This is a genomic window from Prevotella sp. P5-50 (genome assembly GCF_002251295.1).
In the GTDB taxonomy this organism is placed as follows: Bacteria; Bacteroidota; Bacteroidia; order Bacteroidales; family Bacteroidaceae; genus Prevotella.
This window is the reverse complement of the sequence record NZ_NPJA01000021.1, coordinates 61,737-85,268: the sequence shown is the minus strand read 5'-3', so window position 1 is coordinate 85,268 and position 23,532 is coordinate 61,737. Positions and strand designations below refer to the sequence as shown.

General features: G+C 44.0%; 23 protein-coding genes and 2 pseudogenes. 18 read left to right on the top strand and 7 right to left on the bottom strand.

What is annotated here, in order from left to right; genetic code table 11:
• The 16 genes and pseudogenes from CIK88_RS05765 to CIK88_RS05685 form a co-directional block, all read left to right on the top strand.
• A pseudogene (locus CIK88_RS05765) lies at positions 1-203 on the top strand (IS1380 family transposase); the annotation flags it as partial.
• A gap of 396 nt (positions 204-599) precedes the next feature.
• Positions 600-1,250 (top strand): recombinase family protein, encoded by a 651-nt coding sequence (locus tag CIK88_RS05760; RefSeq protein ID WP_094435138.1) that lies wholly within the window; start codon positions 600-602, stop codon positions 1,248-1,250.
• 5 nt (positions 1,251-1,255) lie between these two features.
• Complete coding sequence (locus CIK88_RS05755) at positions 1,256-2,056, top strand: YqiA/YcfP family alpha/beta fold hydrolase (protein ID WP_094435136.1); 801 nt, start codon at positions 1,256-1,258, stop codon at positions 2,054-2,056.
• A gap of 2 nt (positions 2,057-2,058) precedes the next feature.
• Positions 2,059-2,358, top strand: a complete 300-nt coding sequence (gene trxA, locus CIK88_RS05750; protein ID WP_094389607.1) for a thioredoxin — start codon at positions 2,059-2,061, stop codon at positions 2,356-2,358.
• Positions 2,359-2,389: 31 nt separating this feature from the next.
• Positions 2,390-3,427, top strand: coding sequence for a hypothetical protein (locus tag CIK88_RS05745; RefSeq protein ID WP_094435134.1), 1,038 nt, complete (start codon positions 2,390-2,392; stop codon positions 3,425-3,427).
• A gap of 21 nt (positions 3,428-3,448) precedes the next feature.
• Complete coding sequence (locus CIK88_RS05740) at positions 3,449-4,483, top strand: alcohol dehydrogenase (RefSeq protein ID WP_094390368.1); 1,035 nt, start codon at positions 3,449-3,451, stop codon at positions 4,481-4,483.
• Between the two features lie 15 nt (positions 4,484-4,498).
• Complete coding sequence (locus tag CIK88_RS05735; protein WP_094390367.1) at positions 4,499-6,271, top strand: alpha/beta hydrolase fold domain-containing protein; 1,773 nt, start codon at positions 4,499-4,501, stop codon at positions 6,269-6,271.
• Positions 6,272-6,290: 19 nt separating this feature from the next.
• Complete coding sequence (locus tag CIK88_RS05730; protein WP_094383327.1) at positions 6,291-7,832, top strand: agmatine deiminase family protein; 1,542 nt, start codon at positions 6,291-6,293, stop codon at positions 7,830-7,832.
• A 225-nt stretch (positions 7,833-8,057) separates the two neighbouring features.
• Complete coding sequence (locus CIK88_RS05720) at positions 8,058-8,495, top strand: DUF4186 domain-containing protein (protein WP_094383290.1); 438 nt, start codon at positions 8,058-8,060, stop codon at positions 8,493-8,495.
• Positions 8,492-8,698 carry a hypothetical protein gene (locus CIK88_RS05715; RefSeq protein WP_094390364.1) on the top strand — a complete coding sequence of 69 codons (207 nt, stop codon included), beginning with the start codon at positions 8,492-8,494 and terminating at the stop codon, positions 8,696-8,698. The genes CIK88_RS05720 and CIK88_RS05715 overlap by 4 nt, the downstream gene beginning before the upstream one ends.
• 10 nt (positions 8,699-8,708) lie before the next feature.
• Positions 8,709-8,942: a hypothetical protein gene (locus CIK88_RS05710; protein ID WP_094390363.1), complete on the top strand. Its 234-nt coding sequence runs from the start codon at positions 8,709-8,711 to the stop codon at positions 8,940-8,942.
• Positions 8,943-9,055: 113 nt separating this feature from the next.
• Positions 9,056-9,592, top strand: a complete 537-nt coding sequence (locus CIK88_RS05705; protein WP_094435150.1) for a flavin reductase family protein — start codon at positions 9,056-9,058, stop codon at positions 9,590-9,592.
• On the top strand, positions 9,592-10,344 hold the full coding sequence (locus CIK88_RS05700) for an MBL fold metallo-hydrolase (RefSeq protein WP_094435132.1): 753 nt from the start codon (positions 9,592-9,594) through the stop codon (positions 10,342-10,344). Before CIK88_RS05705 ends, CIK88_RS05700 begins: the two co-directional genes overlap by 1 nt.
• Positions 10,345-10,370: 26 nt before the next feature.
• The gene (locus CIK88_RS05695; protein WP_094380885.1) at positions 10,371-10,550 is read left to right on the top strand and encodes a transcriptional regulator; all 180 of its coding nucleotides are present in this window, start codon (positions 10,371-10,373) and stop codon (positions 10,548-10,550) included.
• Positions 10,550-11,068, top strand: a complete 519-nt coding sequence (locus CIK88_RS05690; RefSeq protein ID WP_094435130.1) for a ribonuclease H — start codon at positions 10,550-10,552, stop codon at positions 11,066-11,068. The genes CIK88_RS05695 and CIK88_RS05690 overlap by 1 nt, the downstream gene beginning before the upstream one ends.
• A 104-nt stretch (positions 11,069-11,172) precedes the next feature.
• Positions 11,173-11,619: a PepSY-like domain-containing protein gene (locus CIK88_RS05685; RefSeq protein ID WP_254046853.1), complete on the top strand. Its 447-nt coding sequence runs from the start codon at positions 11,173-11,175 to the stop codon at positions 11,617-11,619.
• A 233-nt stretch (positions 11,620-11,852) separates the two neighbouring features.
• On the opposite strand, the pseudogene CIK88_RS05680 reads toward CIK88_RS05685, so the two are convergent.
• Positions 11,853-12,527, bottom strand: a pseudogene (locus tag CIK88_RS05680) (aldo/keto reductase).
• Between CIK88_RS05680 and CIK88_RS12695 the strand changes: the two are divergent.
• Together CIK88_RS12695 and CIK88_RS05675 are read left to right on the top strand one after the other, a co-directional pair.
• Entirely contained in the window at positions 12,514-12,636 is a 123-nt protein-coding gene (locus CIK88_RS12695) for a hypothetical protein (RefSeq protein ID WP_256387347.1), read from the top strand. The pseudogene CIK88_RS05680 and the gene CIK88_RS12695 overlap by 14 nt on opposite strands.
• Before the next feature lie 133 nt (positions 12,637-12,769).
• On the top strand, positions 12,770-14,560 hold the full coding sequence (locus CIK88_RS05675; protein ID WP_094435128.1) for a 1-deoxy-D-xylulose-5-phosphate synthase: 1,791 nt from the start codon (positions 12,770-12,772) through the stop codon (positions 14,558-14,560).
• A gap of 108 nt (positions 14,561-14,668) precedes the next feature.
• Here CIK88_RS05675 and CIK88_RS05670 read toward each other — a convergent pair whose 3' ends face one another.
• From CIK88_RS05670 to CIK88_RS05645, 6 genes are all read right to left on the bottom strand, one after another.
• Positions 14,669-15,217: a hypothetical protein gene (locus CIK88_RS05670; RefSeq protein ID WP_144269583.1), complete on the bottom strand. Its 549-nt coding sequence runs from the start codon at positions 15,215-15,217 to the stop codon at positions 14,669-14,671.
• Positions 15,218-15,833: 616 nt separating this feature from the next.
• A complete protein-coding gene (locus CIK88_RS05665) occupies positions 15,834-16,388 on the bottom strand; it encodes a hypothetical protein (protein ID WP_094435124.1) in 555 nt (184 codons plus the stop codon).
• Between the two features lie 34 nt (positions 16,389-16,422).
• Positions 16,423-17,646, bottom strand: coding sequence for a leucine-rich repeat domain-containing protein (locus tag CIK88_RS05660; protein WP_094435122.1), 1,224 nt, complete (start codon positions 17,644-17,646; stop codon positions 16,423-16,425).
• A gap of 70 nt (positions 17,647-17,716) precedes the next feature.
• The gene (locus CIK88_RS05655) at positions 17,717-19,012 is read right to left on the bottom strand and encodes a Fic family protein (RefSeq protein ID WP_094435120.1); all 1,296 of its coding nucleotides are present in this window, start codon (positions 19,010-19,012) and stop codon (positions 17,717-17,719) included.
• A gap of 214 nt (positions 19,013-19,226) precedes the next feature.
• Positions 19,227-21,947: a pyruvate, phosphate dikinase gene (gene ppdK, locus CIK88_RS05650; protein ID WP_094390356.1), complete on the bottom strand. Its 2,721-nt coding sequence runs from the start codon at positions 21,945-21,947 to the stop codon at positions 19,227-19,229.
• Between the two features lie 395 nt (positions 21,948-22,342).
• Complete coding sequence (locus tag CIK88_RS05645) at positions 22,343-23,494, bottom strand: hybrid sensor histidine kinase/response regulator (protein ID WP_094390355.1); 1,152 nt, start codon at positions 23,492-23,494, stop codon at positions 22,343-22,345.
• Positions 23,495-23,532: the final 38 nt, after the last annotated feature.

Genomic DNA, 23,532 nt, shown 5'->3' with positions numbered 1-23,532 from the left:
TGATACACAATTTCTACAAGACCATCATGAGCAGGCTTGACACCAAGGCTTTTGGGCTCAAGAAAACGAGTCGCATAAAGGCTTTTGTCTTCAGATTCATCTCCGTACCTGCCAAGTGGATCATGACAGCAAGGCAATACGTGCTGAATATCTATACTGAAAACCGGGCTTATGCAAGACCTTTCAAAACTGGATTCGGATAAAGTCCGTTCCTTATGGTTTTAATCTGCGTATTGCCTCAAGTCGCATTGTGGGGTAAGGGGAAGGTATGCACAAATCGGACAAAATTCACGCTCATACTATCATGATGCATAGTGTTCAAGCTCTTTACTGCAATTGAGATTGCCATTGAGATTGCTTGCGGATTTTAGGTATATTTCATACTCTCTTTAGTATGATATTTTGTTTTTATCTTTATGTGTGTGAAATCATGTATGATTCTATGGGTTTGTCAAACAAAAAATATCAGTATAATAATGATTCTGAATATTATTGTGTACCTTTGCATGTGAATCATATCTATTTAAGATTAAGTTTTGACTTTTCTGTTATCTATAGGCATATAACTATCAAATTATCAGTCAATAATATATTTTGATATGGCAAAAGTGGGCTACATAATGGCAACCTCTCAGTATGACAAACTGGAGGAAGACCGAAAGTGGATGAACGACTATGGTTGCATCCGTATCGTTGAAGAAAGTGACGAGAACGAACGCAACAGACCATTGTGGAAACAACTGATGGTTGCCCTGCAAAGGGGCGACGAACTTGTTATATCCAAGTTTTCCAATGCCTTGCGTGGCAGTCGGGAACTGGCAACATTTCTGGAATTTTGCCAAGTCAAGGTCATCCGTATTGTCAGCATCCATGACCAGATTGATTCAAGGAACGAGCTGTTTCCCGAAACAAGGCCGTCCGATGTATTGGAAATGATGGATGCTTTGCCGGAAGAGGTTCTTCCCCTGCGTAAGTCTGCGGAGCATGTCGTCAATTTACAGGAGAAGATGATAGTGTCACTACCTCCCGTCTCGTCAGCAAAGATGCAGAAGCTCGACAGAGAAAAGACAGTCATCAACCTGTATGTTGCAGGTCATCCCATTGATGAAGTATGGAGAGCCAGCGGTTTCAGAAGCCGAAGCTCTGTGTTCCGCATACTGAACAAACATGGCATCAAGCTGAACCGCGGCAATCATTCTGGGCCAATCAAGAGAAAGGGCATATCTGACAATCCACAAGACAAAGAATAAATAGCATGAAAAAGATACTGTTCCTACATGGTTTCTTTGCTACTGGCAGCTGTCCGATGGCGAGAGCACTGAGGGAGGCCTTTGATGGGCAAGCCATCGTGCTGACTCCCGATCTGCCTCTCCATCCCAAGGAAGCACTGAAATACATACGCATGCTTATCGACAAGGAGAAGCCAGACCTGCTCATAGGCAACAGTTGCGGGGCTTTCCTTGCACAGATGCTTTCTCCTGTCGTTGGCATCCCCGCCCTACTTGGCAATCCTCATTTCAAGATGACGGACTTCCTGAGAGAACGCATTGGCGAACATGAGTACAAGGCTCCGCGTATGGACGGTAATCAGACAATAGTCATCAACGAATCACTCATCAATGAGTTTGGGGAACTCGAAGCCACACAGTTTGATTATTGCAATCCGTATTACAAGGATCGTGTGTGGGGACTCTTTGGTGAACAAGACACACTGGCTCATTTTGAGCCGTTGTTCTTGCATCACTATAACAACAGCTATCACTTCCCTGGCGGACACACGCCCACAGAGCAGGAAGTCAGGACTTGGTATGCCCCGTTGGCACAGAAGATACTCATGGAGTATTCAGTTAAAGAAGAAAGATTTTTCCGTCACTTCAAGGGAGGAATGTACAAGTATATCCATTCCGCATATGACAGCGAAACTCAGGAACTCATGGTAGTATATCAAGCACTATATGGTGAGGAAGCATACTGGGTTCGTCCCGAGAAGATGTTTTTCGAGCAAATAACAAGAGACGGAAGGACATTTAACCGATTCACAGAAATAGACAGATAAAGATGGAAACATTCAAAGACGTTATATCAGGCGACCAACTGGTATTGGTCGATTTCTTTGCCACATGGTGCCAGCCATGCAAGATGATGCACCCCATCTTAGAGCAGGTGAAGGAATTGCTGGGTGACAGAATCCGCATCATCAAGGTAGATGTGGACAAGTATGGGGTAACTGCAAACCAGTATGGCATACAGTCTGTGCCCACACTCATGTTGTTTAGACACGGAGAAGTACTTTGGAGAACAAGCGGCGTTGTGCAAAGAGCAGAGCTGTTGGCAACGATTGACCCATTTTTGAAGTAAAGGTATAAACAATTTAAGCCACAGTAAGAATATGAAAAGTCAAGAACTATGCGAACTGAAAGATTATCTTTCATATTCATCCGTCAATCCTCAGCGCAGATATTTTGTAAAGACAGATAATGCCTTTACTCGCAAAGCACGTCTTCTACAGGCTATGCACAGAAAAGAATCGGGCTCTCCGTGTGGTTCTATAACAAAGAAAGGGACAACATACTTTCACCCCAATCTGGCAACGGACGGAAGTGATACAGGATGTAATTTTCTAAGTCAGGAAATCTTCGAATATGCAAAATGGCGTATCGAACAAAAAAAAGCATACGAAACCATCAATGAGGACAGGCTATTCAATAATTTCCTGTCAAGCCAACCCATGGCATTCAACTTGTTTGTTCCCCTGATGAACATTGCTCACACAGATGAGGGGAGAAGCAAACTTGCCAAAGTTGTGGCAGGACAAGTCACCAATTCAGATTCATCGACATTCAACAAAATCACAGAAGTAGGTATTGAGTTTATACCCCCATACTACTCAGGATGTCTGAATGACAAGACAGCGATGGATGCCTATTTTTTGTATGAGAGAACAGACGGAAAGCATGGTATTATCGCAATTGAGACAAAATATACAGACATATTGGGAACGAATCCGGCTTCCAATCCGTCTTTTGCTATAAGACAAGCTACGGAAAACATTGGAATCTCTCAATTGTTGACGGACGAAGGGATTGCAGGGATTACCAAGAGAGACATAAAACTCTCACAGGTATATAGAAATTTCTTGTTGACCGAAACAGTAAGGCTACATGAGCATCTTGACGATTCTATATCCATCATATTGTCTCCAAAAGAAAACATAAGCAATGAGGAGGATGAGAGTAGCCTAAGATCAATTCTAAAGGATGAGTATAAATACAAATTCCAATCTGTAACATTGGAGAATTTTGTATCTGCGCTTATAAGAGAATTTCCCGACATAGACATCTTCCGAGGATTTGAAAAGAGATACCTTGATTTTGAACGAGTGGAAAAGCTAATCAACCGTGCAGGAATCCATGAAAATTCAAAATGATAACGAATTTACGAGTAAATAATGAAAGCATACACATATATAGATAAAGGTAGGTTTGAATTGGTTGAAAAGCCTAAGCCTATGATCCAGGAGCCTACGGATGCCATCGTCCGTGTGACCATGAGCAGCATCTGTACAAGTGACCTGCATATCAAGCACGGCAGCGTACCAAGGGCTGTGCCTGGTATCACCGTCGGGCATGAGATGGTTGGCATCGTGGAAGAACTGGGCAGTGAAGTCCAAGGATTCTGTAAAGGAGACCGTGTGACGGTGAATGTGGAAACTTTCTGTGGAGAATGTTTCTACTGCAAGCATGGCTATGTGAACAACTGTACATCGCCACACGGTGGATGGGCACTTGGCTGCCGCATCGATGGCGGTCAGACGGAATATGTTCGTGTACCATTGGCACAGCAGGGACTGAACCATATCCCCGACGGTGTTACAGACGAACAGGCGTTGTTTGTGGGTGACATCCTCGCCACAGGTTTCTGGGCGGCACGTATCAGCGAAATCTCTACAGATGACACTGTGTTGATTATTGGAGCAGGACCTACAGGCATCTGCACTTTGCTTTGCACCATGCTGAAACATCCCAAGCACATCATTGTCTGTGAGCAATCAGCTGAACGTCGGGCTTTCGTTAAAGCGCATTACGCCGATGTATTGCTGACGACTCCAGATGAATGTTCCGACTTCGTAATGCAGCACAGCGACCATGGAGGTGCTGACCGAGTACTGGAAGTGGCTGGTGGTAAGGACACTTTCCAACTGGCCTGGCAATGTGCTCGTCCCAATGCAATAGTGACTGTTGTTGCCCTTTATGATGAGCCACAGGTACTGCCTCTGCCTCAGATGTACGGCAAGAACCTTACCTTTAAGACGGGAGGTGTGGATGGATGTGATTGCCAGGAAATCCTGCAACTCATCAAGGAGGAAAAGATTGACACCACACCGCTCATCACCCACCGTTTTCCGTTGGAGAGGATAGCTGAAGCCTATGAACTCTTTGAGCAGAAGCGAGATGGAGTCATCAAAGTGTCTATAACTCAATAAACAGATAAAGGAAAGATGAAGATACATCAAATCATATTCAACCCCACAGAAGGGACTCGACGTGTGAGCGAAATCCTACATTTTCTGCTTCTCACCTTTTTCCTGGCTTACATCCAGACTACAGAGGCGAAAGGTCAATCCTCATATTTTTCATATGGGGCAAGCATGATGAATGGGGATTTGTATTGCGGTCATCAGGAGGACAGTGTTTTTGCTATGCATAGCGTCATGAAATTTCCACAGGCTTTATACGTAGCAGACTACTTGCACAAGAAAGGACTGACACTGAGCGACTCTGTTCTTGTACACAAGGATAGCCTGGACGCTGAGACATGGTCGCCCATGCTGTCAAAATTTGAAGGGGCACGTTATTTCACGTTTGCTGAGTTAATAGAATGGTCTTTGCAGCAGAGCGACAATAATGCTTGCGACCTTTTGTTTGCATCATGTGGACAACCGGATGCAGTAGAGAAATATATCCATACGCTTGGATTCAAAGACATCCATGTGCGACTGACAGAGAAGGAGATGAAAAAGAATCCTCATAGAGCCATAGAAAACTCAGCTACTTCGAAAGAAATGACCAGACTCTTGGAGTGGTTCTATCTTCATAGGAATGACAACAAGAATCTCTCCTTTATCTGGAATACAATGGCAGATTGTAATACTGGTAAGCAACGCATAGCAGCAATCTTGCCCAAAGACGGCAAACTGATTCACAAGACAGGTTCTGGTTTTCCTTCTTCTGACGGAAGACAAGACAGAAACGATGTTGGAATCGTTCTTTTGCCCGACGGTTCTCACTTGTCTATTGCCATCTTCTTGCAAAAGTCAAAGGAGGAGAAAGAGGTGGCAGAGATCGCAGAACAATGTTTGATGCGCATCCAGGCGGATAAATTCCTACGCAACATGCCGCCAGACCTACAACACAAACAGACATTGGCTATACTCAGTGCTATTGATGGAGATAACAAAGCGTTGATGGCTGTCCGCAATGCCCGGAATGCTCCACCCAAGTATTCTGACCATGTGGAAACAAAGATGATTACCCCAAACATGCGCCTATATGAGCCCAAGGGAAGTCAAGACCAACACCTTCCTGTATTGTTGTATCTGCATGGAGGTGGCTGGACTTTTGGCAGCATCAACAGTTGTGGAAGATTCTGTGATGCCCTGGCTGCATCGGGCAAGATGAGAGTCATCGCTCTTGACTATCGCTTGGCTCCAGAGCATCCTTATCCTGAAGGACTGGACGACTGTATCTCTGCCGTCAATTACATCATCGACCATGCTGCAGAGCTACATATTGATGCCAACCACATCACCATTGGCGGTGACAGTTCGGGAGGCAACCTTGCTTTGGCCACGGCTTTGTCAGAAACATGCTGCGGCAAAATAGAATCCTTGCTTCTGTTCTACCCTGTGACAAAGGCTTTTGACGATGGTTCGGAATCATGGCAGCACTATGGTAAAGGCTTTGGTCTGGATACCGAAATCATGGAAGCTTTCAATCGGGCGTACACCATCAATGCTGACAATCGCTGTTCTGCCATTAGCGTAGGCCTGTGTAGTGATGAAGTGTTGAATATGCTTCCGAGAACCTTGCTCATCGCTGCTGAAAGGGACATTCTGCGCGATCAAGGATTGAATCTTGCAGAAAGGATGTGCGGAAATATACAACGGATAGAATATAAAGGAGCCGTACATCTTTTCATCACAGTTCCCGGCCAGGATACGGCATTTGACAGAGCAGTCAAAGATGCCATTGGATTTATTTGTAACAAATAATAAAACGAAATATTCAGTTATGAGCAAAATTGAAGAACTAAAGCAATTAATGTCTATTGAAGGCTGTAATACAGCACCAGACATCAAACGACATTTCGACCATATAGCAAAATTGTTGTTTGAATGTTTCGTCATTGAGTACGAAGGCTCACTCTATTTATTCAATGATATTGAGTTCTATTATTACAACAAGAACCATCGAGACATTATTACCCATCCACGTATCTCCAAGGCAATGCGATGGTATATAAACGATTTTGGTGGGATTGACTTAAATTTTGAAAGTTCGATAAAAGCCAAAATCATCTCCAATGACAAGAAGAAATCTTCAAAACATTATTTTTTGGATGATAATGCTTCTTTCGGCGGAATTCTTCTACGCAAATTAACGAAGGAAGATGGCAGTGAGATACTGGACGGTCCATGGGCTTGCGCTGAGCTTTTCAGGACTTTCAATGCAGTTAGTGGAGATGGTGATTTCCCTCGCCTGGTTGAACATAACAATGGCAGTGTAGCATATGTATGTGAGAAAAGAAAAAATCTTCGAACGCAGCAGCAAAACATTGAAAAAAAAGTATGTAGCATTATTGGAAAATTTGAGTCATATCCAAAATTTGAACTCCTATGCAACGACTTCGCGATATTCGAGGAGAAAAGATATAGGTATGTTCGTTGTGAAAATCTGATGCATGATTCCGACACTAATGAAGTGTATTTCTCCACATGGCTAAAGGATAAACGTGACGGCCATCCAGAGTTCTATCATAGGCTTATTGACTTGCTGAATGATATTGGAATAACGACAAAAGAGTTACATTACACGGAGGATTACTGGGCTCGTGACTACATGCCCATTCAATTGGGAAAAGAAGAGTTCGTGAAGTATCGTTATTATCCAGATTATCTTGTAAATAGCAACAAACCAGGCGATGCTGACACAATAACAGATTGCACAAAAGTGCTACATGGAATGGGTATAAACTGTCGGAAAACAAACCTTATTATTGATGGTGGTAATATGGTTTGTTGTGGCCCTTATATCGTCATGACTGATAAGGTATATACAGAAAATCATTACGAAAAGGGAGACATGGCGTTCAAGCATAAATTGGAATCAGAACTTGGTCATCCTGTGATAATCATTCCTTGGACTTTACATGGAGATTTCAACTCTGATGATACTGATAAATATGGGCACTCTGATGGTTTTCTCAGGTGGTGTGGAGATAATCGTATTCTAATGGGAAACCATGGTGATGAATATCCAGAAGAAGCAAAAGAGATAAAAGATATTCTGGTAGAATATGGATTCTCTGTCACAGAAATGCGTTTCAACGATATTGTTTCTTCTCCTTGTAAAGAACTTAACTGGGCATATATCAATTTTCTTCAGGTTGGAAAGCATATTGTTATGCCATCCTTCAATATCGAGGAAGACAATATAGCGTATCAGTATGTCAAAAACGCCTTTCCTGATTGTCATATACATCTGTTAGAAATGACGGAAATAGCAAAAGAAGGAGGAGCTTTGCATTGTATTAGTTGGAACATTCAAAGATGAGGACTGAATAAACCCAACAATAATGACCGCACCGAATATTGAATCATCCACACGAGAAGAGCGTTTGGATTACGTCTTGAACGAATGGCGATGTCTGCATAACTGCGAGATATGCGGCAAATGCCATGTTCTTAAAGGTCGAAGCGAAGAATCGCTATATGCCGACTATATAGACGGCAAGCGGTCGTATATGGATATAACATTGGAAATCAGAAGTAACAGATAATGGTGTCACAGAAATACATATATCCATCATTGTTCCCTGAGGAAGAATTGAATGAGAACATTTCTTCTGAGAGGAAAGAATATGACCTGACGAATCTCTTTGAGAGATTGGCAAAGTCAGATTTCCGTAGCCGTTTCCATCTGTCAATGAAAGACAGGGAATATATAATGGAAAAGGGGTTGCCTACGATACGAAATCACGCTGAGGACTTCATAGCAAAAAGACTTGCTCCGGCTGTTATACCGAACGACGGCAAGCAGACTCCTATGCGTGGGCATCCTGTTTTTTTGGCCCAACATGCCACTGGCTGTTGTTGCCGGGGCTGTTTCTTCAAGTGGCATCATATTCCAGCAGGCAGGGCACTGACAAAGGAAGAACAGGAATATGCTGTTGCTGTATTGATGGCATGGATTGAAAAACAGATGAATAAAGGATGAAGATAGAAGAAGCCATAGTATATGTGATTGTGAAGAGAAATGGCGGTATGACTACCGATCAAATTGCTGATGCCATCAATCGCCAAGGGTTGCACCAACGAAAAGACGGGCAACCTGTGACGAGCAATCAAGTGTATGCAACGATTTGCCGCTTTCCTGAAATGTTCACAAAAGAAGCAGGCAGGATTATGTTGATGATATAAACTTAATGAGATGACAATAGATACAACCAATATGTGCTCACACCTTCAGAAGAAGCTGTTTGAACCTGATGGTGTGTATTATCCGATATGGCAAGCCATGAAGGATGATGAGACCTTGACGGCTGTGATACGGAGCAGGCAGTTGAACATCTACAGGAATGGGAAGAAGATTCTCATTCTGGCAGGTAAGGCACAACCGAAGATAATACGAGAAGATAAATTGAATGAATTGATAACAATATAATGAATAGAACAATGAACCGACGAACGAAGGAAACGCAGAGTAATGTAGGCATTAACTCTGCTTTACAAGGAGGAGGAAGACCAAAGGTCAAATCATTTGGACAAAAATCGTGGATGCTTCCACAGCCGGTACTGATTATCGGCACATACGACAAGAACGGCAAGCCCAATGCTATGAATGCAGCTTGGGGCGGTCAATGGGACGCAAAGGAGATTATGATTTCCATGGGCGCACATGCCACCACCGCCAACCTGAACAACTGCCCTGATTTTACCGTGGCATTTGCTACAAAGCAGACCATGGTAGCTGCTGACTTCGTGGGCATCGTATCAGCCAAGAACGATGCCGACAAGATGGCGAAAGCAGGTTGGAAATGCGAGAAGTCAGAGAATGTAAACGCACCCGTCTTCACCGACTTTCCGATGACCTTGGAGTGCCGCATCAAGGAAAAGATTGACGAGTCGGAAGAGGGCTATTACATCGTGGCAGAGATAGTCAACATCCTTGTGGATGAGAACTATCTGGCAGAGGACGGCAAGCCCGACATGGAGAAGATGGAACTCATCGTGTTCGACCCGATACATCATGGTTACATCGAACTTGGCAAGACCATCGGAAAGGCATTCTCAGATGGCAAGACTTTGAAATGATGACACTCAGATACATCTTCCATAGTGGATTCCTGCTTGAAACGGCTCGGTGCATCCTGGTCTTTGACTACTGGATGGATCCTGCCGATGTTATGAGTGGGTACATGAATACATGTAAACATGTGTACGTGTTTTCAAGCCACTTCCACGAGGACCACTTCACGAAAGCAATCCTCAGATGGAAGAATAGCATCCCCAATATTACATACATCCTGTCAAAGGATATACTCAAACGAAGAAGAGCGCAGAAAGAGGATGCCGATGTATGGATGGCCAAAGGAACGGTATGGGAAGATGAAAACCTGAAAGTGACAGCCACGGGCAGCAATGACAGTGGCGTGAGCTGGATTGTGGAGACAGAAGGTAAAACCATCTTTCATGCTGGCGACTTGTGCAACTGGTACGCACGCTTTCTTGTTGACGGCACGCCTGAAGGAGAGGTCTTCAGTGAAGAGTTTGGTCAATACATCAATCCTGTGGCAGAGGAAAAGCGGTTCCTTGGTGAACTTAAAGACATCCGAAAGATTACCGACTCCTTTGACCTTGTGATGTTCCCTGTGGACGGACGCATCGGCAACGGCTATACGCTCGGAGGGCGTCAGTTTATCGACCGCTTCAAGGTTGGAATGTTCGTTCCAATGCACTTTGTCATGAGTGGGTTTGAGAGCTCGTGGCGCATGGAGCCTTTCTGCAAAGGAAAGGATGTCCCCTTTTGGTGCATCGGGCACGAAGGAGACAGCATAACAATATAATAATAACACATTAAATCGTTAAAACAATGGACACAAAAGAAAAAGTATTAGCAACAATGAAAGAGGCAGGTCAGCCTCTTAACGCAGGTAAAATCGCAGAACTCAGCGGTCTCGACCGCAAAGAGGTAGATGCAGCCATGAAGCAGCTCAAGGCAGAGGGCGCAATCGTCTCTCCTGTTCGTTGCAAATGGGCACCTGCAGAGTGATGGTACAGGACTCGACAACATATTATGTATGGATAGGCGGGTCTTGTGATTATGGCCATAAAGAGCGAGCTGGTGGTGCTGCCGTTGTGATTGAGCATAACGGTAGCATCATCAGCCGTGATGTAATCAGCGACTTGCATACCACAGAGTTCCGTATGATGCTAACGCTTATGGTGAAGGTAATGCAGGAAATCCCTGAAAGTTCCGACATTATCTTCCTGACCAATGCCGCCTATATTCAAAACTTTGACAAGACTCCAACATCAAAGTCGACCAACCGAACGAGCAGCGAGAGCAAAGATGCAAGCTCGCTTGCAATCTCTGCCGAGTCGCGAGGGAAGAAGGCGAGAGCCAACTCCGACTTGATTATTCAATGCATCGAGGAAAAGAAGAGACACAAGTCTGTTGGAGTCAAAATCGTACATTATCATAAGAGCCCATTGCTGATAGAGACCCATGATAGGGCTACGGAAGCAATGGCTAAGACAAGGAAGGAGTTTCATCAGAAGCTGCAATAGAATTTCTCTTTAAACATTCAGGCACGATTTGCGTCTAATTCTTAGGTAATGGCGTTTAAGCACCCATCGCTTTTTAGGTATTATAAATTTTTAATTTTTAGCTTATGAAAAGAATTTTTCGAATATTGATGATTGCCATTTGCTGCATGGTTTCATGCAATATGGCAGCGAATGCGGGCAACGACAAGCCTATCTCTGTAAATGCACTTCCTGCCAAGGCCCAGACCTTGCTCAATAATCATTTCAATAGTCAGAAGGTGATGCTTGCAACGATTGAATCGGGAGTTGTCAGCAGAAACTATGATGTGGTTCTGCAGAATGGCACGAAGCTGGAATTCGACAAAAAAGGAAATCTTACAGAGATAAACTGCAAGCAGGGAATCGTGCCAGCTCTGTTGATTCCGCAAACCATCAAGAACTACTTGAAGGATAATTATGCAGGACAATCGGTGAAAAAGATTGAAATGAACAAGAATGAATACGAGGTGGAACTGACAAACGGATTGGATTTGACCTTCAACAAGCATTTCCAATTAATAGATATTGACTGATCTGCATTTTGTAAATAGATGTTCCTGCATAGGGTGAAAACAACAGATAAATTATATGACTGTTTTAAGTAAAAAGTTACAGAGAATATGAATTATCTCCGTAACTTTTTACATTTTCATCTTATATGTTTTGGGAGCATTTCACTCCAAACCATACCGTATTAGAAATCACATGTATCTGGGTCTGCACCTATTCTGTCAGCTTTCAGCGATGCGATTTCAAACATTTCCTGCTAAGAGAGTTCAAAGTCGAAGACATCGAAGTTTTCCTTGATTCGGCTTGGAGTAACCGACTTTACCAGTGGCAGCACGCCTGTCTGCATCACCCAACGGATAACTACCTGAGCTACACTCTTGCCATGGTTGGCAGCAATCGACTTCAAGAGAGGATTATCCAAGACATTACCTCTTCCCTATGAGCTCCATGCTTCCACAAGAATGTTGTTCTTCTTGCAGAACTCAACACACTCCTTCTGGGTGAATCCAGGATGATACTCTATCTGGTCAACCATCGGACAGATGTTTGCCTTCGCCATTACTGGCTCTGCATGATGCTGCATGAAGTTGGAAAGACCGATGCTGCAAATCAAGCCCTCTTCATGCAGACGATCCATCGCTTTCCAAGTATCTACATTCTGCTGATTTGCATCCTTGCCAAACTGCAACTCGTTGGCTGGCCAATGGCTGAGGTTGAGATCGAGATAATCGAGACCTAAATCGCTCAAAGTCTTGTCAAACGCCTTCAAGGTCTTGTCGTAGCCACACTCCGTGTTCCAAACCTTGCTGGTAACAAAGAGATTCTCACGTTTGATTCCAATTTCCTTGATTTCCTCGCCCACGCTCTTCTCATTTTTATAGACAGCAGCGGTGTCGATGTGGGTGTAGCCTGCAGCGATGGCAGCTTTCACAGCTTCAACGCAGGTTGCTCCATCAGGAGTAAGAAAGGCTCATCTGATAGAATGGGCGCTGGATAACATGGCTGTGATTCTGAAGGATAGGGATAAGGCAGCAGGCTGATTTCCAAGATGAGTTTTCCGGAAAATCATTCATTTTTTCTGTAGTTTGGGTAATGCGTGTTTCCTGGATTCTTCGTATCTTTGCACCCGGAAATGATGATCATCATATAATCATAACTATAAGTATAAAAAATATGTATATTGAGAAAATAAAGTCGCCAACCGACTTGAAGAAGCTGGATTTGAAGGAGTTGCAGGTTGTGGCTGATGAAACCAGACAGGCTGTGCTGAACCGTGTGAGCAAGCATGGCGGTCATGTGGGGCCGAACCTGGGATTCGTGGAGGCTACCGTGGCGCTTCACTACGTTTTTAATGCGCCAAAGGATAAGCTCGTGTTTGACGTAAGCCACCAATGCTATCCGCATAAGGTGCTTACCGGGCGCGCTGCGGGATTCCTCGGCGATGTGGATGACATGAATGCCATTTCGGGCTATTCTTCTCCTGCCGAATGTCCGGAATATGATAACTTCGAGGTGGGGCATACTTCAACTTCCGTGAGTCTTGCCACCGGTTTGCAAAAGGCGCGCGACATCAAGGGAACCGATGAGAACATCATAGCCATTATCGGCGACGGCTCACTTTCTGGCGGCGAGGCTTTCGAGGGACTAGACGAGGCTTCGGAACTCGGCACGGGTATCATCATCGTGGTAAACGACAACGAAATGTCTATCGCCGAAAATCATGGCGGAATCTATAAGAACCTGCGTGCCTTGCGCCAGAGCAACGGCACCTGCAAGCACAACTGGTTCAAGGCGTGGGGCTTTGAATACAAGTACCTGGAAGAGGGTAACGACATCGAAAAACTCATCCAGATTTTCAAGAGCGTGAAGGATACGGATAAGCCTACCGTGGTTCACATTCACACAGAGAAAGGTCATGGATTTGCGCCAGCCGTAACCAACAAGGAGGCATGGCATTGGGGAATGCCTTTCAATCTGGAAGACGGCAGCCGACCAAGAAAGAATGCCGATGGAACTCTCCCGGTGGTTGCTCCAACAGAGGATTACGGCACATTATTCTCCGACTGGATGCTGGGCGAGATGAAGCAGGATAAGACTCTAATCGCCGTAACCGCCGGTACTCCTACCGCAGGTGGTTTTACTGCCGATAAGCGAAAGTTGGCTGGCAAGCAGCACATTGATATGGGAATCGCCGAAGAGCAGGCAGTAGCGATGATTTCGGGAATGGCAAAGGGCGGATTGCATCCTGTCTGGACCGTTTACAGCACCTTCATCCAGCGTACCTACGACCAGATTGCGCAAGACCTCTGCATCAATTCCAACCCAGCCGTAATCAACGTGGTAGGAGGCGGAGTGAACTCGATGAACGACATCACCCACATCTGCCTTTTCGATATTCCGATGCTCTGCAGCATTCCGGGGCTCATCTATCTGGCTCCAACCACCTGCGAGGAGTATTTCGCCATGCTCCGCTGGAGCATTCTGCAGGATAAGAAACCTATCGCCATCCGCGTGCCAAGCAATGGCGTGGTTCATACGTCCGAAGCCGTTGATGCTGAATATGGTTACGAGGCAAAGTACAAGGTGATGCACCAGGGCGAGAAGGTGGCAGTCATCGCCGCCGGTTCGTTCTATCAGAAGGGCGAGAATGTAGTCCGCCTGTTGGCTGATAAGGGCATCGATGCTACGCTCATCAATCCACGTTATCTGAACGAGGTGGATGCCGAAGTGCTGGATAGCCTGAAGGCAAACCATCAGTTGGTGGTAACCCTGGAAGATGGCTCGAAGGATGGCGGATTCGGCGAGCGTATCGCCTCTTACTATGGCACTTCAGATATGAAGGTGATGGTGGGCGGTATCAGGAAGGGACTCTTTGACAGATACGATGTGAAGAAGTTGCTTTCGGATAATCGCCTGCTCGATGAGCAGATTGTGGAAGACGTTTTGTTAGTTATTAATGATTAATGATTAGTTAGTCGGCATAGTTAGTTTTTATTTAACGAGAAATCCAAGCCGGAGAATCATCTCTAGCTTGGATTTCTTCTGTTTTATCATCGAATGTTTGTCTTAATCTTAGTCATCATCCCAATCTCTATCGTGCTTCCACTTCTTCTTGTCGTGCTTCCACTTCTTATCGTGCTTGTGATGCTTGTGATGCTTGCACGGCTTTCCTGGTCCATAAGTTACATGGGTTCCGCCTGGGCATCCTGGTCTTCCGTAGCTGCACTCAGAGCGAGGGCGGCGCTTGTCGTGTCCCCAGTTATGCTTTGGATACTTGGTGTAAATATGGTGAACATACACATGATTCTGCCAGCCGATAGGGCGATAGAAATAGTATGAGTTCTTAAATTTCTTCCATTGTCTGGCGGTCATCATGCGCTTGAGCTGCTTGTTGCGGTAATGCCAGCCGTAGGCATCGATGTCGCGATAGCTGCGGATGCCATTGAGATAATTGAGATTGATGTTCAGGATGCTGTTGCGCTGGGCGCTGCTCAATCCCAGTTCCACCACCATCTTATCTGTGATAAAACGGGCTTCTGCCTGAATATTTGTCAGTCTCTGAGCATTCATAGATGTAATCATCATCCATACTGCTACCAATGTCATAATCATTCTTTTCATAACAATCTTCTCTTTAAAGGGTTATTACTGCATTTATTTATTTCTGGTGCAAAGAAAGTGCAAACGAGTACAATGAAAGCTTGCTTTCAAATTGTCGAGTGCAGCCTTTCTTCTAACGTAGTGCAAAGATAGAGAGAATAGCTGAAAATAACAAGGGGAAAACCATAAACCAGCGTATGATTTTCCCTAAAAGCATCGGGGGAAACTCCCGTAATAAAATTGTAGTAACAGCACCCTCAAATTTGGGAAACATATTGCCTGTTTTCGACGTCTTATTCTGCAAATGAAACACACAGAATGAACGCAAAAAGAAAGGGTAAGTGTCTTTCACGCAGACGCTTACCCTTTATATTACTGAATTTCAGCATTTTCTGTCTATTCTTCGACAGCTGCCTGCGCCGCTGCTAGACGATGCTGATTATCAACAAGTTACAGAGCTATTGCAAACTACTGGCGACTCTTTTACGACACATTCTGCACGTTTTTACACGTTCATGGCAACGATAAACGTGTTTAATGGCTGATGATAGTCTTTTCTATGTCAACTTCATGTTTTCACTAAATTGGAATTTATTTGTTGATTTTATATATTCTCTACATCATATGCATCTACTATCTATATTTTAGGATTTCCTTTATAATCCCATGGGTATGCTGCATATCCCTTGTGTTCAGTCCATAGTTCTTTTGGAATGCAGTATCGGAAATATTGTTTTTCTGATATATTATAGCGTGTAGAAGCAACAGGCTCAATCGCTTTTGCCCTTGGACAATATTCTAGCGTAGGAACAGCGCCCTTTTCCCCAAAAGCATCAAACTGAAATAGCAAGGCTCGGGTCTTTAATGGCCCATTGCAAAATTTCCCATTGCACTCGATGGAGCGGATGAGTATTCCTCCGTATGACTTTTCATTACTCTTGAATGCAAGATCAACACCATAGTCATGGTTGAACCACTCTCCAGCCTCAGTCATACGCTTGTACGTTATATGCGCTGTGTCAGTTAAGTTATAATAAAACTCTATCTCGACCATGCGATATAACTCATCTCCCTTCCTGATGACAAAATTGTTAAGCAAATTCTTCGCAATGTCTTTGAAAATGCTTTCAATTTTAGAAGGATCTGTCTCTGTTAACACAAGACTATTTCTTAAACATTCCAATTCTGTCATATAATAATCAAATCAACTTAATCAATTATTACATTTATTGTATTGGCACAAGTTTGCCAAATGCTTTCCAACTAATATCCTTCTTATACTTTTTAACTACGGGAACATGCACGGTAACTTGTTCCAAAGGTACACCATAAAGTGACCCATCTATCTCTGGTGGCATCTCCGAATAGCAGTATATGTCCGTGAGGCTCTCACAGGAATAGAATAAACCGGAACTGATTTTAGTCACTCCCTCTGGAACAACGATTTCAACAAGCGATGAGCAATCTTGAAACACACTGCCATTTAATGCAGTCAAATTTCTTGGTAGCTCTACTTTTTTCAAACTCGTACATTCCCTGAAGGCAGAGCTTCCTATTTTGTATATACTATTGGGGAGCTCTATGCTAGTGAGTGCCCCACATTTCATAAATGCTGCATCAGGAACCACTTTTAACGATTCCGGGAGTTTAACACTTCTAAGAGAAGTGCAGCCATAAAAAGCATGAATACCTAATGCTTTAAGACTGTTCGGTAGAATAATAGAATCTAATGCAGTACAATAAGAAAAAGCCCCCTTTCCTATTAATAGGAGGCCCTCATTAAAGTTTATAGTTTTCAAATTTACACAATTAACGAACACCTCTTCTCCTATCTCTGAAACAGTCGAAGGTATCGTTATGGATGAAAGTTGCTGACAATTGTGAAATACGCCTGACTCGATACGAGCAACACTACTAGGAATAACAATCGATTTGAGCTTAACACAATTATAGAAGGCGCGATAACCTAGTGTGGAAAGTCCCTCAGGTAAGACTACACTCTCCAACTCAACACATTCTTTAAAAGCATTGCTGCCAATTTCTTTTACACTAGAGGGTATTGTTATATTTTTTAATCCATGGCAACGTGCAAATCCTTTAATTCTGGTTACACCTTCTGGTATAATTACCTTCTCGAGCTTTTCGTTTTGGTTACCTGCCTCGTCACCGAGAGCAACAATCTTATATGTCACTCCGTTATAATCTATAGACGAAGGAATTATGAGTTCTGTATCGTTCTCACGGCCATACCACCTTTTAAAAATAGCCGTATGGGTATTTTCGTCAATATCATAAAAATATCGACCACCTATCTCTAATTGTACAACATTTATGAAATTTCCATCATCATCCATACTACGATATTCAGAGCGTCTTATCTCTGTTTGCTGTGCGTACAATTGCATTATTGATAACGCAATCGTTAGAAATGTAAAAAGCTTCTTCATCATTTTGTACAAATTGTTTGTTTATATGAAAAATAATGTGGGCAGATATATTCCGATTTATCTGTTTGTTGAACTATGCTTTATTGCTTCCAACTACATACGAGCAGTATTTACTGAGCAGATTGGATAATGGCAAATCGCCTTTTTGGTATCTGTCAGCATCGAGTTTTAGAATTCTTTCGCATATAGTTTTCTTACCTTTATACAACGCATTGAGATATGGAATGCCATTTTCCTCTGTGATGCTCACCTCGTTGAAAAACTGCGTCAAGTCTTCTGCATCATAGACGATGGAATAACTTGGGCGCTTTGCCCCAGGAATGTCCTCTATGAGTATATTCTTATCGACAAGATCCTGTATGTCGCGTATGGCGGTGTCTTTCGAGCACTTTGCCAATGTTGCCCATGTCTTTGACGTTATCTTTGCCTCGTAGCCGTCAAGGAACAGATTGAGCATCTGTGTCTGTCGCTCAGTCATTGGAACAGACGAAGCTTTCTGCCAGAAGAAACTCTTATTCAGGATTGTGGTCACGATGGTGTCTGCCTCGTCAAGTGCATCTACCAATTTCTGCATGTACCACACCAACCACTCCGTTATATCGCCATCGCCATGCTGCATCCGCTCCAGAATGTCATAGTAGTGATTCTTGTCCTTGTTAATCTGTGATGAGACATTGTAGAAACGGAAATCGCTCTTTTCTCCACGAGCAAGAAGCATGTCTGAAAGGATGCGGGCCAACCGCCCATTACCGTCCTCGAAGGGATGTATGCTCACAAACCAGAAATGGGCAATGGCAGAACGGATGACGCTACTTACAGGCTCCTCTCCGTCAAACCAGGCAATAAACTTTTCCATCTCCTCTTCTACGCGGTCTGGCGAAGGAGCAATATAGTGAATCTTCTCACGTCCAAACATTCCGCTGACAATATGCTCCTCGTTTGTGCGGTACTGACCAATTTCGATCTGACTTCCTTCACTGTAGCCAGTTGGAAAGAAAGCTGCTTGCCAAGCACACAGCTTCTCTTTACTGAGGTTCATGTCATAGTGCTGAACCGCTTCCAACATTACACCAACAACAGAATCGACATAGTGTGAAGGCGCAGTATCTTTCACGTTCTCAATACCAAGTTTTCGGGCAATGGAAGAACGAACCTGCTCAACGTTCAGTCGTATGCCTTCTATTTCCGAAGAATATACTACATCGTATGTCAGGTTCTCTGCCATTGCACGGAGTTTGCTGTCAAATCCCAATGAACTTAACCTGCCATAAAGTAACCCCTGCTTACGGAATACTTTCTCCTGAAGGAGTGACACTTGGGACATGTCCCAACGAAAGTCCGTCCAATTGTCTCTTTCGTGTATATACATAACACATTCCTACTTTGTGCGACATAAAACAGTGATTAACGTCGCAAATTCTGCGACAAAGATACAAAATTAATGTCGAATAGCCAAACAAATCTGCAAATTACCACATATTATGCGACGTTTTTAGTCAATAATCGTCGGAAGCTTTCTTCCGAAGACTAAAAAAGGACCTGCCCAAACGGACAGGTCCCTTTCATTATATAAGAGTGCTAATTTACTCCTCTACGGCTGCCTGCGCAGCAGCAAGTCTTGCGATGGGCACGCGGAAAGGAGAACATGATGCATAGTTCATACCAATCTTGGCACAGAACTTCACAGAACTTGGTTCACCACCATGCTCACCACAGATGCCACAACGGAGATCAGGACGTGTTTCACGACCCTCTTTAACGGCATACTTGATGAGACGGCCTACGCCCTCTTGGTCGAGTACCTGGAATGGGTCAACCTTAAGAATCTTCTTGTCGAGATATACAGGCAGGAACGAAGCAATATCGTCACGGCTGTAACCGAAGGTCATCTGGGTAAGGTCGTTAGTACCGAATGAGAAGTACTGTGCTTCGCTGGCAATAAGACCTGCTGTAAGGGCAGCACGTGGAATCTCAATCATAGTACCAATCTCAAACTCTACCTTGATGCCATATTCAGCAAATACCTCCTTGGCAGCATACTGAATAACATCCTTCTGCTGTTTGAGCTCCTTGATGGTACCGATCAATGGAACCATAATCTCTGGCATAGGATTCTTTCCTTCCTTCTTCAGTTCACATGCTGCGCTGAGAATAGCACGGGTCTGCATGGCTGTAATTTCAGGGAAGGTAATACCCAGACGACATCCGCGATGTCCAAGCATCGGGTTGTTCTCTGCCAGAGAATCCACACGACGCTGGATGGTGGCGAGATCTACGCCCATCTCCTTGGCCATTACTTTTTGACCTTCGATATCGTGGGGAACGAACTCGTGGAGAGGTGGATCGAGCAGACGGATATTTACGGGCAGCCCGTCCATTGCTTCAAGAATTCCCTTGAAGTCAGCTTTCTGATAAGGAAGAAGTTTGGCGAGTGCCTTTTCGCGTCCTGCGATACTATCAGAAAGGATCATTTCACGCATAGCCACGATCTTCTTGTCCTCGAAGAACATGTGCTCGGTACGAGTCAAACCAATACCCTTGGCACCAAACTGACGTGCAACCTGTGCATCGTGTGGAGTGTCTGCATTGGTACGAACCTGAAGTTTGGTGTATTTATCGCAAAGGTCCATGAGTTCTTTGAAGTCGCCACTCAGTTCTGCAGCCTTGGTAGGTACTTCGCCTGCATAAACCTGACCTGTGGTACCATTAAGTGAGATGTAGTCACCTTCTTTATATACGACTCCGTCAATCTCAACGGTCTTAGCATGATAATCAACATTGAGTGAACCTACACCTGATACACAGCATTTACCCATGCCACGTGCTACAACGGCAGCGTGAGAGGTCATACCGCCACGTGCTGTCAGGATGCCTTCTGCGGCAGACATACCGGCGAGGTCTTCTGGAGAGGTTTCAATACGTACAAGTACCACTTTGTGGCCATCTTCATGCCATTCCTGTGCATCGTCAGCATGGAATACAATCTGTCCGCATGCTGCTCCTGGAGATGCAGGCAGACCCTGTGCAATAACTTTTGCTGTGGTAAGAGCTTTTTTATCAAAGATGGGGTGAAGCAGTTCATCAAGCTTCTGTGGTTCACAACGCATGATAGCGGTCTTCTCGTCGATTTTTCCTTCGTGAAGCAGGTCGATGGCAATCTTCACCATGGCAGCACCTGTACGTTTTCCGTTACGGGTCTGAAGGAACCAGAGTTTGCCCTCCTGTACGGTGAACTCCATATCCTGCATATCGCGATAGTGCTCTTCGAGTTTCTCCTGAATGCCGTTAAGCTGTGCGTAAATCTCTGGCATAGCTTCTTCCATTGAAGGATATTTAGCGACACGCTCTTCTTCTGAGATTCCTGCACGTTCTGCCCAACGCTGTGACCCCAGCTTTGTAATCTGCTGTGGTGTGCGGATACCAGCCACAACATCTTCACCCTGTGCATTAACGAGATACTCACCATTGAATACGTTTTCACCATTAGCAGCATCACGGCTGAAGCATACACCAGTAGCTGAAGTCTCACCCATATTACCGAATACCATGGCCATTACCGAAACAGCTGTACCCCACTCGTCTGGAATGCTTTCCATCTTACGATAGAGGATGGCACGTTCGTTCATCCATGAACGGAACACCGCACAAATAGCACCCCACAGCTGTTCAATAGGATTGTCTGGGAATACTTTGCCTGTACGTTCTTTGATAGCTGCTTTAAACAGCTGAACGAGTTTCTTCAACTCATCCACAGAAAGGTCTTTGTCGAGTTTCACACCACGCTCAGCCTTCACTTGTTCGATAATCTCCTCAAACGGATCGATATCCTCTTTATTCACAGGTTTCATTTCGAGTACGACGTCGCCATACATCTGTACGAAACGGCGATATGAGTCATAAACGAAGTGAGGGTTGTTTGTCTTCTTTACCAATCCTTCTGCCACCTCGTCGTTAAGACCAAGGTTCAGGATGGTATCCATCATACCAGGCATGGAAGCACGTGCTCCAGAACGAACAGACACGAGCAATGGATTTTCTTTGTCTCCGAACTTAGAGTTCATCAGTTCCTCGATGTGCTTGACAGCAGCCATGACATCATCGTTAAGCAACTGCATGATTTTCTCTTGTCCTACCTGATAGTATTCGTTGCAACAGTCAGTAGTAATGGTGAATCCTGGAGGCACAGGCACTCCAATAAGGTTCATTTCGGCAAGGTTGGCACCCTTACCACCAAGTTGTTCACGCATTTTTGCATTACCTTCAGCTTTTCCATTACCAAAGGTATAAACTCTTTTTTGGCTCATAAGTTAGCTTTGATATTTGTTTATTAATTATTGTTATTGATTTTTCTATTCGGCAAAGATAACATATTTCCTTGTATTATGCAAGAAAAGAGTAATTTTTTTCATCATTTCTTTATATAAGTCATTCATTACGGCTTCCTACATGACAGAGGTGGCAACTTATGCTTACTTATATTTATATAGGAAGTAAGTCCCATTAAACTCCCATTTTTATAGTACTTAGAAGAGACTTATTGAAGAGGTAAGCATAGGATCGTATTAACCCGAAGACATTTCCAAAACATCCCGAAGAAGAATAAAGTGTCATAAGTTCACGAAACACAAACAGGGGCGATCATTCAAAAGATGCCCCTGTCTGTATTTTATTGTAATAATCAAAATGTATGATTACAATATTATGCTTCTTCTTTCAACAACGGTACTAAGAAACTGAAGGTAGAGCCTTCTCCTAAGGTTGATTCCACCATCACGTCGCCACCATTCTTGCGAGCGAAATCTGCACAAAGCTGGAGTCCAAGTCCAGAACCTTCCTCACCACCTGTACCATAAGTGGTTTCTCCTTTATGGAACAAGGTATCAATACGTTCTGGAGCAATTCCGACACCATGGTCGCGAACGCTGATTTTGGCAAACTCGCCCGACTTCTTATAATATACCTCGATTCCCTTGCCTTCTGGGGTAAACTTAATAGCGTTTGAAATGAAGTTGCGCACCACGGTTTTCATCATATCGTTGTCAGCTCGTACTTTCAGATGCTCCTCAGAAGGAATATACTGAAGTTTGATCTTCTTCATCTCAGCAATCATCGTGAAGATATCAACCACACCAGGAACGATATCATCGAGTTCGAGATTCTGATAAGCCACTTCAAGGCGTCCAGTCTGACTCTTGGTCCACTTCAACAGGTTGTCAAGCAAGTCATGAGTCTCTTCTGATTCACGATTGGCCTTATCGAGCAAACCAAAGATCTCCTCGCCAACCATATCCGGCGTCACCACGTTGACACAGAGGTTAAGTACCATACGGATGGATGCCATAGGCGAACGCAAGTCATGTGCGATTACTGAATACATCTTATCACGGTTAGAAATGATCCTCTTGAGCTTTTCATTTTGCTCTATAATATAGCGTTTGGCTGCCACCAATGAAATCTGGTGCATGACGCGCATGATCAGTTCTTCCTTATTGAAAGGCTTCGTCAAAAAGTCATGAGCTCCAACTTGGAATCCATGTACAAGATCACTTGGGCTATTGAGAGCCGTCAGAAATATAATAGGTATATCTGCTGTCAGGGGATCTTTTTTCAATATAACCGCCGTGTCAAATCCGTTGAGTTCGGGCATCATTACATCGAGCAATATCAAGTCAGGATGTTCGCTACGTGCCACTTCTACACATTGATGGCCGTTAGACGCTGTGCATATTTGAAACTTCTCATTGGTCAGAAGAATCTTCAATAGCAACACGTTACTCGTCACATCATCGACAATAAGTATCTTATAGTCACTTCGGTTTATTTTAGATTCAAGTATGTCACCAAGTTCCATAGTTTTATAATCTTTAAGAGTTTTGACTGTGCAAATAT

Excerpts from the sequence above, each read along its gene's own strand:
- CIK88_RS05760 (WP_094435138.1), top strand. The coding sequence starts at position 600 with ATGGCAAAAGTGGGCTACATAATGGCAACCTCTCAGTATGACAAACTG.
- CIK88_RS05755 (WP_094435136.1), top strand. The coding sequence starts at position 1,256 with ATGAAAAAGATACTGTTCCTACATGGTTTCTTTGCTACTGGCAGCTGT.
- trxA (WP_094389607.1), top strand. The coding sequence starts at position 2,059 with ATGGAAACATTCAAAGACGTTATATCAGGCGACCAACTGGTATTGGTC.
- CIK88_RS05745 (WP_094435134.1), top strand. The coding sequence starts at position 2,390 with ATGAAAAGTCAAGAACTATGCGAACTGAAAGATTATCTTTCATATTCA.
- CIK88_RS05740 (WP_094390368.1), top strand. The coding sequence starts at position 3,449 with ATGAAAGCATACACATATATAGATAAAGGTAGGTTTGAATTGGTTGAA.
- CIK88_RS05735 (WP_094390367.1), top strand. The coding sequence starts at position 4,499 with ATGAAGATACATCAAATCATATTCAACCCCACAGAAGGGACTCGACGT.
- CIK88_RS05730 (WP_094383327.1), top strand. The coding sequence starts at position 6,291 with ATGAGCAAAATTGAAGAACTAAAGCAATTAATGTCTATTGAAGGCTGT.
- CIK88_RS05720 (WP_094383290.1), top strand. The coding sequence starts at position 8,058 with ATGGTGTCACAGAAATACATATATCCATCATTGTTCCCTGAGGAAGAA.
- CIK88_RS05715 (WP_094390364.1), top strand. The coding sequence starts at position 8,492 with ATGAAGATAGAAGAAGCCATAGTATATGTGATTGTGAAGAGAAATGGC.
- CIK88_RS05710 (WP_094390363.1), top strand. The coding sequence starts at position 8,709 with ATGACAATAGATACAACCAATATGTGCTCACACCTTCAGAAGAAGCTG.
- CIK88_RS05705 (WP_094435150.1), top strand. The coding sequence starts at position 9,056 with ATGCTTCCACAGCCGGTACTGATTATCGGCACATACGACAAGAACGGC.
- CIK88_RS05700 (WP_094435132.1), top strand. The coding sequence starts at position 9,592 with ATGACACTCAGATACATCTTCCATAGTGGATTCCTGCTTGAAACGGCT.
- CIK88_RS05695 (WP_094380885.1), top strand. The coding sequence starts at position 10,371 with ATGGACACAAAAGAAAAAGTATTAGCAACAATGAAAGAGGCAGGTCAG.
- CIK88_RS05690 (WP_094435130.1), top strand. The coding sequence starts at position 10,550 with ATGGTACAGGACTCGACAACATATTATGTATGGATAGGCGGGTCTTGT.
- CIK88_RS05685 (WP_254046853.1), top strand. The coding sequence starts at position 11,173 with ATGAAAAGAATTTTTCGAATATTGATGATTGCCATTTGCTGCATGGTT.
- CIK88_RS12695 (WP_256387347.1), top strand. The coding sequence starts at position 12,514 with ATGGCAGCTTTCACAGCTTCAACGCAGGTTGCTCCATCAGGAGTAAGA.
- CIK88_RS05675 (WP_094435128.1), top strand. The coding sequence starts at position 12,770 with ATGTATATTGAGAAAATAAAGTCGCCAACCGACTTGAAGAAGCTGGAT.
- CIK88_RS05670 (WP_144269583.1), bottom strand. The coding sequence starts at position 15,217 with ATGAAAAGAATGATTATGACATTGGTAGCAGTATGGATGATGATTACA.
- CIK88_RS05665 (WP_094435124.1), bottom strand. The coding sequence starts at position 16,388 with ATGACAGAATTGGAATGTTTAAGAAATAGTCTTGTGTTAACAGAGACA.
- CIK88_RS05660 (WP_094435122.1), bottom strand. The coding sequence starts at position 17,646 with ATGATGAAGAAGCTTTTTACATTTCTAACGATTGCGTTATCAATAATG.
- CIK88_RS05655 (WP_094435120.1), bottom strand. The coding sequence starts at position 19,012 with ATGTATATACACGAAAGAGACAATTGGACGGACTTTCGTTGGGACATG.
- ppdK (WP_094390356.1), bottom strand. The coding sequence starts at position 21,947 with ATGAGCCAAAAAAGAGTTTATACCTTTGGTAATGGAAAAGCTGAAGGT.
- CIK88_RS05645 (WP_094390355.1), bottom strand. The coding sequence starts at position 23,494 with ATGGAACTTGGTGACATACTTGAATCTAAAATAAACCGAAGTGACTAT.